13 protein-coding genes are annotated in these 13,949 nt (G+C 45.7%); 3 read left to right on the top strand and 10 right to left on the bottom strand.

What is annotated here, in order from left to right; translation table 11 throughout:
• Positions 1–38: 38 nt before the first annotated feature.
• The 5 genes from KNQ12_RS08640 to KNQ12_RS08620 form a co-directional block, all read right to left on the bottom strand.
• Positions 39–1,868, bottom strand: coding sequence for a GGDEF domain-containing phosphodiesterase (locus tag KNQ12_RS08640; RefSeq protein WP_214747564.1), 1,830 nt, complete (start codon positions 1,866–1,868; stop codon positions 39–41).
• A gap of 151 nt (positions 1,869–2,019) precedes the next feature.
• Positions 2,020–3,450 carry an NAD(P)H-hydrate dehydratase gene (locus KNQ12_RS08635; RefSeq protein ID WP_214747561.1) on the bottom strand — a complete coding sequence of 477 codons (1,431 nt, stop codon included), beginning with the start codon at positions 3,448–3,450 and terminating at the stop codon, positions 2,020–2,022.
• Positions 3,451–3,544: 94 nt separating this feature from the next.
• A complete protein-coding gene (locus tag KNQ12_RS08630) occupies positions 3,545–3,976 on the bottom strand; it encodes a Fur family transcriptional regulator (RefSeq protein ID WP_023467528.1) in 432 nt (143 codons plus the stop codon).
• On the bottom strand, positions 3,948–4,817 hold the full coding sequence (locus tag KNQ12_RS08625) for a metal ABC transporter permease (RefSeq protein ID WP_023467527.1): 870 nt from the start codon (positions 4,815–4,817) through the stop codon (positions 3,948–3,950). Before KNQ12_RS08625 ends, KNQ12_RS08630 begins: the two co-directional genes overlap by 29 nt.
• The gene (locus KNQ12_RS08620) at positions 4,814–5,581 is read right to left on the bottom strand and encodes a metal ABC transporter ATP-binding protein (protein WP_023467526.1); all 768 of its coding nucleotides are present in this window, start codon (positions 5,579–5,581) and stop codon (positions 4,814–4,816) included. The genes KNQ12_RS08625 and KNQ12_RS08620 overlap by 4 nt, the downstream gene beginning before the upstream one ends.
• A gap of 215 nt (positions 5,582–5,796) precedes the next feature.
• Here KNQ12_RS08620 and KNQ12_RS08615 point away from each other — a divergent pair, with 215 nt between their 5' ends.
• From KNQ12_RS08615 to KNQ12_RS08605, 3 genes are all read left to right on the top strand, one after another.
• Positions 5,797–7,335: a Ppx/GppA phosphatase family protein gene (locus KNQ12_RS08615; protein WP_214747558.1), complete on the top strand. Its 1,539-nt coding sequence runs from the start codon at positions 5,797–5,799 to the stop codon at positions 7,333–7,335.
• Positions 7,332–9,485 (top strand): RNA degradosome polyphosphate kinase, encoded by a 2,154-nt coding sequence (locus KNQ12_RS08610; protein WP_214747555.1) that lies wholly within the window; start codon positions 7,332–7,334, stop codon positions 9,483–9,485. The genes KNQ12_RS08615 and KNQ12_RS08610 overlap by 4 nt, the downstream gene beginning before the upstream one ends.
• Before the next feature lie 65 nt (positions 9,486–9,550).
• On the top strand, positions 9,551–9,721 hold the full coding sequence (locus tag KNQ12_RS08605; RefSeq protein WP_087679838.1) for a XapX domain-containing protein: 171 nt from the start codon (positions 9,551–9,553) through the stop codon (positions 9,719–9,721).
• 55 nt (positions 9,722–9,776) lie between these two features.
• On the opposite strand, the gene KNQ12_RS08600 is transcribed toward KNQ12_RS08605, so the two are convergent.
• From KNQ12_RS08600 to KNQ12_RS08580, 5 genes are all read right to left on the bottom strand, one after another.
• The gene (locus tag KNQ12_RS08600) at positions 9,777–9,959 is read right to left on the bottom strand and encodes a FeoB-associated Cys-rich membrane protein (RefSeq protein WP_214747552.1); all 183 of its coding nucleotides are present in this window, start codon (positions 9,957–9,959) and stop codon (positions 9,777–9,779) included.
• A 12-nt stretch (positions 9,960–9,971) separates the two neighbouring features.
• Positions 9,972–11,951 (bottom strand): ferrous iron transport protein B, encoded by a 1,980-nt coding sequence (feoB, locus tag KNQ12_RS08595; protein WP_214747549.1) that lies wholly within the window; start codon positions 11,949–11,951, stop codon positions 9,972–9,974.
• On the bottom strand, positions 11,948–12,184 hold the full coding sequence (locus KNQ12_RS08590) for a FeoA family protein (protein WP_214747546.1): 237 nt from the start codon (positions 12,182–12,184) through the stop codon (positions 11,948–11,950). Before KNQ12_RS08590 ends, feoB begins: the two co-directional genes overlap by 4 nt.
• Before the next feature lie 168 nt (positions 12,185–12,352).
• A complete protein-coding gene (locus KNQ12_RS08585; protein WP_058712879.1) occupies positions 12,353–12,970 on the bottom strand; it encodes a hypothetical protein in 618 nt (205 codons plus the stop codon).
• 20 nt (positions 12,971–12,990) lie between these two features.
• On the bottom strand, positions 12,991–13,893 hold the full coding sequence (locus KNQ12_RS08580; RefSeq protein WP_214747543.1) for a deoxyribonuclease IV: 903 nt from the start codon (positions 13,891–13,893) through the stop codon (positions 12,991–12,993).
• Positions 13,894–13,949 lie beyond the last annotated feature (56 nt).

Here is a 13,949-nt window from a genome sequence, read left to right as displayed (position 1 = left end):
TCTCTCCGAAAAATTCGGACTGAAGTGGCTTTTTTTGATTAATGAATCGTTCCTTCATTCGTTTTTTGTAGCAGACAGATGATTTCTTTAAGTGGTACGGGTTTAGCGAAGAAATAGCCTTGGAACAAATGAATCCCGATTTCTTTGGCAATGCGTACTTCCTCTCCTGTCTCTACTCCTTCAACGATACATTCGACATGCATCGACTCACTCAATTGAAAAATCGACTCAAGAATCGATTGTCGTTTATCCGATGCTCCAATTTGTTCAATGAATTGCTTCGGAATCTTTAATTGACGTAACGGTAATAAACGTTCGAGGACGTGATAAGACGCATGACCAGTACCGAAATCATCAAGCGAAACTGGGAAATCAAGCGTTTTGATGCGCTTGAGCGCTCGATGAATCGACTGACTCTCAAAATCGAGCGACTGACTTTCCGTAATCTCAATCTTAATCTGTTGCGGCTTTAATGCATACTTGAGTAACGTTCGTTCAATGAATGGCATGAACGACTCACTCGTCAACTGTCGTGGTGATACATTGACTGACAACGTAAACTCATCCGGAACCAGACCGACCAATGCTTTACGCGTCTTACATCCTTCCTCAAAGATCCACTCACCTAGACGAATGATCAAGTCACTTTTTTCAGCAATCGGGATGAACACGGATGGTCGATCGGCTCCCTGTAGCGGGGTCTTCCATCGAACCAATGCTTCGAGACCGATGAATTGCTCTGATCGAACATCGTATTGCAGTTGATAGACGAGGTGAAAATCCGTTTCAATATTAGCCTGTGCTAACGATTGTGCTGCTTTGACTCGTAATTCTTGATCCTTACGCCATTCTTGGTCAATACACATCACACGTTCGTTTTGTTGCGCTGCTTCTTGTAAGGCAGTCAATAATTGCTGCACCCGACGCTTTCGATTGTCGGTCGCCCCATCGCCATTATCAATGACGATGGATATGTTGACATAGACATGATGCCCCTCGATTTCGTATGGTACGGAAATTTCTTGGCTCAATTCTTCCATCGCTTCCTTACATGCCACCTCGTCCGGCTTTTCCATGACAATCAATAACGTCCCTGCTTCAATCCGAGCAAACGCTTGATAAGGAGGTAGTTGTCTCTTGAGTCGCTCGATACAGGCGCGTAGTACTTGTAACTGAATATCTTCTCCAAAATAACGTGCCAGCTCATAGTAGTTTTCTAAATGAATCCCAACAAAAATGAGCTGTTGTTCGGATCTTGGAAAATCAATTTCGTTTAATCCTTGGCGATTCAAGACACCTGTTTCTTCATCACGTCGCGCCGTATCGTGTAATTGTATCGCAAGGTCATTCAAACGATTTAAATTGCGAATATGCAAGTGATTGATGACAAGTGCAATCGATACGCCAATCACAATCATACCAATCCGCCCATAATGGTCGGTCGGATCAATTTCCACCGTTACGGTATCGACATTCCCCATGACGTACAAACTAGTTGCGATGGTAACAATGATGGCGTACCACATCATGATGCGTTGATAGGAGATTAAAGCGATCATCAAAAACAAAAAGCTACTTGCCCAAACGGTAACTGCCGCGTAAGGTAAAAAGCTAATCGATGTAATCGGAACGACGAGCAACATCAAGGACAATAAGTGCGTTTGCAAAACGATTTCCATCTTACGACGACTGATATAAAAAATAAAAATTCCCATGATGACTAAAAATGAAATAATGACAGAACGACTCAAATATGCATTCTTGATTGTCTCTTCCGTCGTCGTATAAATGATTAGAGCACCAACAAGCATCATGAAAAGAGCAAAGTTTCCAATCCACCATTGTTGTTTCCGGACAATGTCCTCCATGTATCCCCCTCCTTTCCAGTAGATTTTCCGTATATAGGTTTCGACATCGCTTGATGATACTCCTGTCATATAGAATGTGTCAATTATTCCCTAAAAAGAAAAGTCTTCCCTTATACTTGCTGCGGAAGACTTTTCTCTCACATCCAGTGTTCTATAACTCAAGTCGTCCTAACTCTTCGATGACATCCGTTGCTAACAAACTACTGGGATGTAACCGTCGTTCAACTTGTTTTGAAGCACGTGCATACCACTCCGCTCCTTGCGCTAGTGTTCTTTCGATATCTCCTGTTGGATGTTGTGCAAGAAGGCTGGTTAATATGCCAAACAGCGTATCCCCACTTCCTCCTTTGGCGAGACCACTTGATGCACCAGAGACGACGAATCCGCCTCCATCTGGTTTCGCGATTAAGATGACATGAGACTTCAAAATGACAGTTACTTGATGCAAGATGGCATAGTCGGTTGCCTGACCAAAAAGATCATCTTGAATACTTTCGACACTCTGATTCGTCATTCGGGCGAATTCACCGATATGCGGTGTGACGATGATTGGCGCGGTTCGTTCGGGATAACTTTCTTTTACTAGAGCTGCAGCATCTAGTACAACCGGCAAATCACTCTCAAGCAGATAGTCCACCCATGTTTCGACTGCCTCTTGCGATAATCCGGGACCGATTCCAACTGCTGAGACGGAGGGAATCATCTCCTGAATTGCTAGTAACGTCTGATCAATGACCATCGCTTCCGGCGCTTGGGCGATGATTCCATGTTTCGCAAGTGCCGTCGTTGCCACTTGTAGTTTACCGACTCCTGTTCGTAAGGCTGCCCGTGTAGCGAGTTGGATGGAACCCGGCATCGTCTCACTTCCACCAATCAATAGCGCCGTCCCGTACGTTCCTTTATGACCGTATGGTTCCCGCTTGAACAAGGCGGTCACACCCATAGGTGATACGCGCCATTCACCGAATGTCGGTAATCCGATATCAATCGTTTCTAATTCGCCATAAAACGGTGCTGTTCGTATTAAAAAGGCAGATCGTTTCATTGCATGTAATTGGAATGTCACGTCTGCGCGAATCGCTGTCTCCTTAAATTCCGTTGCATGATCCGTCGGTACTCCGCTCGGTACATCCACTGCATAGATACGTGCCCCTTGTCGCTTTTGTTCCGATACGAATTCACATTGCGCTTCGAACACCTGATTCATCCGCTTTGGATCAAATCCCGTTCCATATAAGGCATCTAGAATGACATCATATTGACCACACGGTTGTTCGGTCACGAGTCCAAACGCTTCTGCATAATGAACATGAACGATGGATGTATCCGAACGATTTTCTCCAAATGGTGCATGTAGTGTGACATCAAATCCGTCGCGTATCAATTCGCGTCCAATGACATACCCATCCCCACCGTTATTGCCTGTCCCACATAAAATCAAGATTCGCTCCGTCTTCCTATGACGCTCTTTGATACGTGTTGCGATGTGACTTCCAGCTCGTTCCATCAGCACTTCAAGTGGCAGTCCGGATGTCCGTGCCCACTCATCGATTTGTCGCGCTTCTTGTGTATCATAAATCATCTTCTCATCACCTCTGTTCGACTATTCCCGTTTTGAACAGGACTAGTCTTTTAAAACGCAAAAAGAGGACGCCCGACCGGGCATCCTCTTTCATTTAAGATGTCATGCGTTGACAATTCGCACAGCGTCCATAAATTTCGAACTTATGATCCTCGACTTCAAAGCCAGTCTCTTGGACCGGAGAAACCCATTCCATCGGACAGACATTCAATGTTTCCGTCTTGCCGCAGATTCGGCATATCAAATGATGATGATGGTGTCCTGAAGCACAAGCTGCTCGGTATTTCATCTCACCGTCTAATTCCGTCACTTCTAATAAGTCGATTTCCGAAAAGTCATTCAAGTTTCGATAGATTGTATCATAACTTAACGAAGGATGAGACGTTCGAAGAGCTTCTGCTACTTCCCGCGCACTGACATAACGATTCACTTCAAACAGATACGATAGCAAATCGAGACGCTTCGGTGTCATTTTAAACCCAGAAGCCTTCATGCGTTCACGCGCTTGTTCGATGTTCGTCTTCATGTGTTTTCCCTCCTATCCAAAAACGTTCCAACAGCATCACGATGATCAGCTCAAGTACCGCAATCAAGACGATCATTCCGCCGGGTGCCAAATCGAACTGATAAGCCAGGATGAGTCCAAGTACTGTAGCGATTTCGCCGAAGATGATTGCTAAAAAGATTGTCATCTTAAAACTCTTCGCAATTCGAAGTGCTGCCGCAACCGGTAACGTGATTAAGCTTGAGACAAGCAAAATCCCAACTATTCGCATACTGATCGCAATGACAAGCGCAACGACGATCATAAAGAGAATATGCACTAAGCGAAGGCGAATCCCGGAAACGCGCGCCTGCTCCTCGTCAAAGGAGAGGAACAACAATTCCTTGTAAAAAGCAAAGACGAAGATGACGACGACGATCGTCACGATAAGAATCGTGTACACATCCGTCAAGGCGACAGCCGAGACCGTTCCAAATAAGAAGGAGACGAGATCCATTGAAAAGCCGTTCGCGAGACTGATGAATGTTGCCCCAAGCCCCATTCCCGTCGCCATGATGATCGGGATTGCGAGTTCTTGGAAGTGCTTGTACTTCGCACGCAACCAATCGATCGTAAGTGCCGCGATGACCGACGTCACGATTCCTAAATACAGTGGATTCAAGTCCGCTAATTGTGCGACCATTCCAGAAATCAAGAGACTGAGCGCAATCCCAGCTAGCGTGACGTGTGATAGTGCATCTGCGATTAAGCTCATCCGCCGGACGACGACGAACGAACCGATCAATGGTGCCGTGAATCCGATCAGAATGGCAGCCACCAAAGCGTACTGTAAAAACTTTAACGTCATGAACGCTTCAATCATTGGACACTCTTCCCTTCATGAACGAGGACACGTCCCGGAACCGGATAGAGGGAGCGGATCGTCTGTTCATCTAGTTCCCAGTATTCCTTGATGCCACAGTTACATCCTAAACGTCCATCGACCAGATGAATCACATCCGTGACAAGTTTACTGACGAAATGAATATCATGTGTGACAAGAACGAATGTCCGGCGCTTATCTCGACGAAGTTCTTCTAAGATCTCATAAAATTCTTTCACGTATCGCTGATCGACACCAACGGTTGGTTCATCCAAGATCATTAAATCAGGATCGTTGACGAGCGCACGTGCGATGAAAACACGTTGTTGTTGACCACCGGATAGGTCGCCGACTTTTGAATCGCGTCGCTCCCACATGCCGACCGTTTCGAGGGCCGTTCGTACTTTGTCTCGATCGTCGCGAGACAAGCGACGAAAGAGTCCTTTTTTAGCGTACAGTCCCATCTCAACGACTTCTGCGACAGTCACCGGAAAACCGGAGTTGAACGCTGCCGCTTTTTGCGAAACATAGCTGATCCGCCACCATTCATTGAATTGTGATTGGGATTGTCCAAATAAACGAATCGTTCCTTTCGGTTGCAATAACCCTAATATACATTTGATCAGCGTCGATTTTCCGGATCCATTTTCACCGACGATGGCTAAAAATTGCCCTTGCTCGACCTGAAACGAGACTTGATTCAACACCCGACGATCCGGGTAATCATAGCTGACTTGATCAATCTCGATGATTGGTGTTTCCATGTATTTTCACTCCTTCCGTTTTCATAAAACGGAATAATTACGCCTTAATCAACTGTCTTATTATAGCGCCCGCCAATTATTGGTGCAACTCTAGCAACTTCCTATCCTCCTTAGAAAACATTCAAGGTACAATAAAGAAAGAAGCTAGCTGTTTCCGGCTTGTTCAGAGAGGGAATTCTTTTAGTGCACGCATCGCAGAGAGGAGTCGGAGTCATTTGAAACAAGAACTTGCAGTCATCGATATCGGTTCCAACTCGATTCGTTATGTCATCTTCCATCCGATCGCTTCTGGTCGCTATATCGAGAAGATTAATATTAAAGTCGTCGCCCGGTTATCTGCTCACATCAACGAGGATGGAGCACTCGATGATGAAGGCATCGCCTTACTCGAAGAAACGTTACATCGTTTTTATGAAGTTGGTGTCACCCATGAAGTCGAAGAAACGATCTGTGTCGCGACAGCAGCCATCCGTAATGCAACGAACCGAGATGCCATCGTTGAATCCGTTACAGAAAACACGCCTTTTTCCATTCAGGTTCTGACAGATGAACAAGAAGCATACTATGGCTATTTTGCCATCATCAATTCGACCTTCCTGACTGATGGCTTTTCTGTCGATATCGGTGGTGGTTCCATGGAAGTCACCTTGATTGAAAATCGCGAAATGGTGGCGTATCACAGCTTTCCATTTGGTGCCGTCACTTTGACACGGCAATTCGTTTCGGACGAGACACTAAATACCAGCGATAAGAAAAAATTGGTGAAGTTCCTACGGGAGCAATTCGAATCGATTCCATGGCTGAGTGATAAAAAGCTTCCTTTAATCGGTGTCGGTGGTTCTGCCCGAAATTTCGTTCGGATCCATCAGTCGAATCAGGACTATCCCCTACGAAGTGTTCACCAATATCAAATCAAAGCGAAGGAACTCGCGAAGATGGTGGACGATCTCGAAGGCAAGTCGGCGAAACAACTATCGAAAATCGAAGGACTCTCAAAGGATCGAATTGATATCTTCCTGCCGGCATTGATTGCGATTCAAGAGTTAGTTCATCACATCGAAGCGGAAGAATTCGTCATGAGTAATCTCGGTCTTCGCGAAGGTCTTGTTTACGAGTTCGATGTGCAGGACGAAGCATACCGTCAGATTGAAAACGTACGTGAGCAAAGTCTCTATCAGCTCGAAAGCGACTATAAGGTCAATCGAGATCGTGCGTCATATATTGGAACTCTCGCCAAATCGATGTACCGGCAGCTCGTCACGCTCGACTTGATTTCAGAACGCGCGTCTGATCTACGACTGCTCGATTCAGCAAGTCGCTTATTTTATTGTGGAGAATACATTAATCCAGATACACGATCGGACCAGACGTTCTACCTGTTGACGAATACCGAATTGAATGGCATGACGCACAAGGATCGCGTTGCTCTCTCGCTTGTCAGCTCCTATTCTTCTGCCAAACGGATGAACCAGCTTGCGAAACCTTTCAAGGACTGGTTTACGGAAAAATCGCTGGATCGCTTTGATCTACTTGGTTCTCTCCTCAAATTAAGTCATGCGCTCGACGTGACGGAGCGAAAAGCTGTCGATCATTTGGAGCTATTCCTTCAAAAGGATCAACTCCAATTCGTCCTCGATACAGGGGATCATGATTATGGATTCGAAGTCGAAAAAGCGGAAAAACAAAAGAAACACCTGGAACGAATCATTGATTGTACGATTACCTTCGAAACGAAAGGAGATCTTCCTTCATGAAGCTCGACATACCGGAACATTTCAATAATCGTGAGCTTAGCTGGCTCCAATTCAACAAACGTGTACTGGATGAAGCGTTTGACACACGCAATCCGTTAATGGAACGTTTTAAGTTTCTCGGTATCTTTAGTTCCAATCTAGACGAGTTCTATATGGTACGAGTCGGTGGTTTAAAGGATGAAGTACTCGCCGGATTCAATAAACCGGAAAATAAACAACAAATGACACCCAAACAGCAGTTACGTGCGATCGCAGCGAAAACAAAGGAGTTAGTCGATCGGCAATACGAAGCATTTCAATCAATCAATCAGACGTTATCCGATGAAGGCATTACATTCTTAAAATATGATGCCCTGACTTCGGATCAGACGACCTATGTAAAATCCTTTTTTCGTGAACAAGTCTTTCCGGTACTCACGCCTGTCGCCGTCGATGCCTATCGTCCATTCCCGATGCTCTCGTCAAAGTCACTCAACATCGCGACGGTACTCGAGGCAGAAGACGGGACAAAACGGAATTTGGCGCTCGTACAAGTACCTGCTGTCTTGCCACGATTCGTCGATTTACCGGTAGAAGATGATGAGACGACCGCTGTCATCTTACTCGAAGACGTCATCATCGCCTTCATCGATAGTCTATTCAAAGGCTATCGTGTGTTGTCTGCGATGCCGTTTCGAATTACGCGGAATGCCGACCTTCCGTTTCACGAGGAAGGTACGCATGACTTATTAAAGCTGATTGAGAAAGAATTAAAAAAGCGGCGTTGGGGAGTCGCGATTCGACTCGAAGTTCAAAAAGCTGCCATCAATACCGAACTGCTCAACATGTTGCGCGATGTACTTGATTTACAGGAACGCGACATCTTTGCCGTGGATGGTCCGATTGATTTAACGTTCTCCTTTGCCTTTTACAGTCAAATCGGTATTGAATATGATCATTTGATTTATCAGACGATCATGCCAGTCGACCCACCAGCACTCGATAGTTCAAAAAATCTGTTTAATCAATTACTCGAACGCGACTATCTCTTGCATCATCCGTATCATACGTTTGATCCGATCGTCCGGTTCATCGTCCAAGCGGCGAATGATCCGAACGTCCTTGCCATCAAACAAACACTTTATCGTGTATCTGGTGATTCTCCGATCATCAAGGCCTTAAAAACGGCAGCGGAGAACGGGAAACAGGTCACCGTCCTCGTTGAACTGAAGGCTCGATTCGATGAGGCGAAAAACATCGAGTGGGCAAAGCAACTAGAGAAAGCTGGCGCTCATGTCATTTACGGATATAGTGACTTAAAGACACACTCAAAGATCACGCTCGTCGTCCGACTCCACGAAGGCAAGATTCAGCGTTTCGTCCATCTTGGTACCGGCAACTATAATGATTCGACAGCGAAACTATACACGGACGTCGGATTATTGACCGCTCGGGAAGAGATTGCCGAGGATGCGACGAACTTCTTCAATTGGTTATCCGGATACGGGGAACAGCCGGAATGGAACGTCATCCAAACTTCACCGAACGCGATGCTTGAGAAGTTTCTGTCATTAATTGATGAAGAGATTCATCATCACAAAAAGCACGGAAATGGTCGAATCGTTGCTAAGATGAATAGTCTAACGGAAAAAGACATCATTTTACGGCTTTACAAGGCATCGCGCGCCGGTGTCCAAGTCGAACTCATCGTTCGGGGTGTCTGTTGTCTACGTCCTGGAATTCCAGATGTTTCGGAGAATATTCGCGTCATCTCGATCGTCGACCGTTACTTGGAGCATTCACGCATCTTCTACTTCCATCACAACGGTCAGGATTTGATGTATGGGTCAAGCGCGGACTGGATGACACGCAACATGCGAAAACGGATTGAAATCTTGTTCCCGATCATGGACGAAGAACATAAGGAGTATTTAAAGGATTGTCTTGCCCTCGCCCTTGCTGATAATGTAAAGTCGCGTGAGCAGGCAGCCGATGGATCCTATCATTACGTGAAGGATGGAAAACAGAGCTGTGAATCCCAGTTGCTGATTCAAGACTATACGAGCGGCAAACTCAAACAAAAACCTAGTTTTACAACTCCATTAACACACAAGTGGATTACGATCGAAAAGAAAGAGGACAAAGTCATTCTTGATCAAAATGCTACATGATTCTGGTCATGTTTTACCACGTACTCTACTTCAAATGCTGATTTAAAGCAGAAAGGACGAAATGTATGCTTCAGCAAATCTTATTATCCCTTCTCGCCGGCGTCATCTGCGGCGTCGTGTTTACCGCACTGAAATTGCCGATTCCTGCTCCACCCGTCTTTCCAGCTGTCGTCGGAATCTTTGGTGTCTTCCTTGGGATGAAAATCTATTTATTTATAGTAGAACGCTTTTTCTAATCCAAACAAAACCCGTTCTCTAACTGCCTCGCGCAGAAAGAGAACGGGTTTTTGATTATTTTTTTAAGGCTTCAGCGATCACACGATCCCAGTTGACCTCATCACATGCCGTCTCACATGTCGACTCTACTTCACATGTCGCACATTTCCCTTTTTTCGCTTTTTTCGTAAAGCGAACAAGTGAAAAACCAGCATAACCAAAGACGATGAGTCCGATGAGTATATCGATGAAATGCATCTGTTCTCCCCCTTAAGCGAATCCCAACCAATGTCCTGTTTGATAAATGATGAACGCCACCCCGTAAGCAACGAATAAGCCATATAAACTAGCAATCCACGTCCACTTCGCACTTCCGACTTCGCGACGAATGACAGCGACCGTTGCTAAGCACGGGACGTAAAGCAAGACGAAGACCATGAAACTATACGCGCTGAGCGGTGTGAACTGTTGCGCGATATGACGTCCCAGTTCCGATTCATTGACAGCATAAATGATTGCCATCGTTGAGACAACCACTTCCTTCGCAAGAAATCCGGTAATAAGGGCAGCACCCGCCTGCCATGTTCCGAATCCAAGCGGTACGAGCACAGTGGCAATGACGCCGCCAATCATCGCAAGAAAACTATCATTCATATTGACGTCCAGTCCACCAGGTCCTGTATAGGCGAGCAACCAAATGACGACTGATCCACCGAAGATGAACGTTCCCGCCTTTCGAACAAACCCTTTTCCTTTTTGCCATGTACTCCGCCATAGCGTTAACCCTTGCGGAATCCGGTATGGTGGTTGTTCGACCAAAAATAAGCTCGTCGCATCTTCAGCAGCTAACACTTTCGAAAAGACTTTTGCTGCAATGAGCGCCAGTACGATTCCAAGGATATAGAGCGATAAAACGACGAGTGCCTGATTCGTCGCAAAGAAGCTTCCCGCAAAAACAGCGTAAATCGGTAAACGAGCAGAACAAGACATGAATGGCGAGATAAAAATCGTCACTAAGCGCTCCCGTTCTTCTTCTACAGAACGAGCAGCCATGATTCCTGGCACATTACAACCGAAGCCGATAATCATTGGAATGAAGCTTTTTCCGTTTAATCCGACCATCTGCATGAATCGATCCATGACGATTGCGACACGTGCCATGTAACCCGAATCCTCCAAAAATGAGATGAAGAAAAAGAGGACGAAGATTTGCGGGACGAATACAAGTACCCCACCAACCCCAGCCACGACACCTTCAACAAGTAAATCTTGAATGAACTGTGAGGCACCAAGCGTACTCAACAAACTGACGAGCCCTTTGGAGAGTGGTCCAGCGATGAATCCATCCAGTAAATCCGACATTGGCGATCCAATCCAGTTGAACGTCACATGGAACAAAAGATAAAGAATCGCAAAGAAAATGGGTAATCCTAAAATCGGATGTGTGACGATGGCATCAATCCGTTCTGTCCAGTTCGTTCTTGTCGTCTGTTCTTCCGTTACGACAGCTGCCCTCGTCGCCACTGCCCAGTGTCGACGACATTCCGTGATATGCGCATGAACGAATCGTCCTAGCTGTTGTTCTAGCTGTTTACGAATCGTTGCGATCTGTGGTGTCCGTTGCTCTAACACGTCAACAAAAACACGATTCCCCGCTAAATATTGAACAGCCATCCACCGTTCCATCTCCGGCATATCGACGATTTCGAGGATATCCTCAATCGCCTGCTCGGTCTCTGAACCATAATCAATTCGAAGGACAGGATGTGGTTTTTGTTCTAAGGAAGATAATAATACATCACACCCATCACCCGTGCGGGCAACGATGGGGAAAACGTCAACGTGTAAGACGTTTGCTAAACGCATTGGATCAACTTTCATTCCACGATGATCGGCTACATCCATCATGTTCAGCCCAATTTGAAGCGGTTTTCCGATTTCAAGCAACTGGGCGGTTAATTGTAGATTTCGCTCGAGCTGTGACGCATCGATGATGTTGATCATCGAGTCAAACGACTCCTCCATTAAAAATCGGGCGACGACTGCTTCATCCGCAGACAATGGATCTAAGTCATATACACCCGGTAAATCAATCAATTGCCCACGATCGCCACGCAACTGTCCAATTTTTTTATCTACTGTAACTCCCGACCAGTTCCCAACATGAGCATAGGAATTCGTCAACCGATTAAACAAAGACGTTTTTCCAGTGTTCGGATTTCCGAGCAAGGCAATACGTTGCGTCGTCATGGGACATACACCTCGATTCGTTTTGCATCTCTGCGGCGGATGGCAACCATTTGGTGATGATCCTGCTGTTCGATTGTCATAGGACCTTGAAATATCGCTTTTCGTCGCACGATGATCGGACACCCTTCATAAAAACCAAGCGCGAGTAACCGCCGACGTAATCGATCATCGATGTGATTCATGTTCGTCATCACGACAGGCTGGTTCATTGGAACCGTAGCTAAATCCATCATAGCTGCTCCCCCATTTATCTTTTCATTCATTGATAACAATTATCATTCCTGATTATAACACCATCGATTCCTTAGTTACATAGGAATTCAACAAATGAATCAACTAGATATGTCCGTCTTAATAAAAAAACTCTGCTTTCCTGACCAAGATCAGGAAAAGCAGAGCTTTCATTCACTTTCTTCCGTGGCTGCTGCCGTATCTACAGCATGAAGCATCTGTTGATGTAACCATCGATGGCAGGTCGGGCAAACCGTCTGATATCCTTCTGGTGTCAAATGCCATTCAAGTAACGACTGCCTAGACTCCTCACAATGCATACATTGACGCGCGACTTGTTCCAGATGATTTCGCTCCTTGAAGCGCTCGATTCGACGTTGTTTAGATTGTTCGAGTGTCAGTACATCCGTTTCGAAATACCCATACTGCCATGAATCAAGCAGACGCGTGCGAAACACTCCTTCGACCGGTCCAGTTTTAAGACCAAGTTGATCGAGTGGTCGTCCAAGTAAGGGATGACGTAAATCCACACTGATGAGATCAAGGCACACATATGACCCTTCTGAGTCGTCAGCATTCGTCAACCAAAATGGATCTTCTGGACGTGTCGTATACTCGGTGAACAAGGCTTCAGCATACGCCATGATACCGTCAGTCGTCGCAAGAAACACTTCTTCTCCCTCTACCAGTTCTGCCGGCAAATAAAACGGTTCCTTTGTTTCATAGTAGTGGACAACAGCTTGTCGTATCGCAAAACTAGTCTCATCGACGACGAGTATATGACACATCACAGACACCCCTTTATGAGTTATTCGACTGGTGCTCCTAGAATCGGTAGACGCCAGTCTGCATCAAACGCACCCGAACGTAACATATCGATTTCTTGTTTATACGGTGCCACTTTTTTCTTTGGATCGAGACCAATGTATGGCGTCTCTAAGATTTTCGGTAAATGTGCCAGAGCAGGATGATGCACGACACGATGTAAGGCATCAAATCCAATCTCACCAAAACCAATATTTTCATGACGGTCCTTTCGAGCACCACGGATATTCTTTGAGTCATTCACATGGATGACACCAAGACGATCCAGTCCAACGATCCGGTCGAATTGTTCAAGGACACCATCTAAGTCGTGCACGATATCGTATCCTGCATCATGCACGTGACATGTATCGAGACAGACGGACAGACGATCATGATGTGTGACGCCTTCGATGATTTGAGCAAGTTCCTCAAAAGTTTTTCCGATTTCCGATCCTTTTCCAGCCATCGTCTCAAGCGCGATCTTGACCTGTTCGTCACCTGTCAGTACTTCATTGAGTCCTTCGACGATCCGTTTGATTCCGATTTCTTCCCCAGCACCTACATGCGCACCAGGATGTAATACGATGTGTTGCGCCTTTTCAAGCGCTTCTGCTCGTTTAATTTCTGCTGCTAAAAACGAAACGGCGAGTTCGAATGTCTCGGGTTTCGTCGTATTCCCTAAGTTGATGATATACGGCGCATGCACGACGATTTCCTCTATTCCATTAGCGCTCATATGTTGCAATGCTTCTTGAATCCGTAACTCTTCCATCGGCTTACGGCGTGTATTTTGAGGTGCTCCTGTATAGACCATCATCGTCGTTGCACCGTAAGATGCCGCTTCCTTACTTGCACCTAATAGCATTTTTTTCCCCGAAACGGAGACGTGTGAACCTATTTTCATGTTCTTTTCCACCTTTCTCTTTTTACAGTGTACCAAATCTTGAAAACGACAAGACA

The sequence above is a fragment of the Exiguobacterium sp. s11 genome (assembly GCF_018619015.1).
In the GTDB taxonomy this organism is placed as follows: domain Bacteria; phylum Bacillota; class Bacilli; order Exiguobacteriales; family Exiguobacteriaceae; genus Exiguobacterium_A; species Exiguobacterium_A indicum.
This window is presented reverse-complemented; position numbering and strand designations above follow the sequence as displayed.

Bases quoted from the DNA above. Each gene is read 5' to 3' on its own strand.
- KNQ12_RS08640 (WP_214747564.1), bottom strand. From the start codon at position 1,868: ATGGAGGACATTGTCCGGAAACAACAATGGTGGATTGGAAACTTTGCT.
- KNQ12_RS08610 (WP_214747555.1), top strand. From the start codon at position 7,332: ATGAAGCTCGACATACCGGAACATTTCAATAATCGTGAGCTTAGCTGG.
- KNQ12_RS08620 (WP_023467526.1), bottom strand. From the start codon at position 5,581: ATGGAAACACCAATCATCGAGATTGATCAAGTCAGCTATGATTACCCG.
- KNQ12_RS08635 (WP_214747561.1), bottom strand. From the start codon at position 3,450: ATGATTTATGATACACAAGAAGCGCGACAAATCGATGAGTGGGCACGG.
- KNQ12_RS08590 (WP_214747546.1), bottom strand. From the start codon at position 12,184: ATGATGGATTTAGCTACGGTTCCAATGAACCAGCCTGTCGTGATGACG.
- KNQ12_RS08585 (WP_058712879.1), bottom strand. From the start codon at position 12,970: ATGTGTCATATACTCGTCGTCGATGAGACTAGTTTTGCGATACGACAA.
- KNQ12_RS08600 (WP_214747552.1), bottom strand. From the start codon at position 9,959: ATGCATTTCATCGATATACTCATCGGACTCATCGTCTTTGGTTATGCT.
- feoB (WP_214747549.1), bottom strand. From the start codon at position 11,951: ATGACGACGCAACGTATTGCCTTGCTCGGAAATCCGAACACTGGAAAA.
- KNQ12_RS08580 (WP_214747543.1), bottom strand. From the start codon at position 13,893: ATGAAAATAGGTTCACACGTCTCCGTTTCGGGGAAAAAAATGCTATTA.
- KNQ12_RS08605 (WP_087679838.1), top strand. From the start codon at position 9,551: ATGCTTCAGCAAATCTTATTATCCCTTCTCGCCGGCGTCATCTGCGGC.
- KNQ12_RS08625 (WP_023467527.1), bottom strand. From the start codon at position 4,817: ATGATTGAAGCGTTCATGACGTTAAAGTTTTTACAGTACGCTTTGGTG.
- KNQ12_RS08630 (WP_023467528.1), bottom strand. From the start codon at position 3,976: ATGAAGACGAACATCGAACAAGCGCGTGAACGCATGAAGGCTTCTGGG.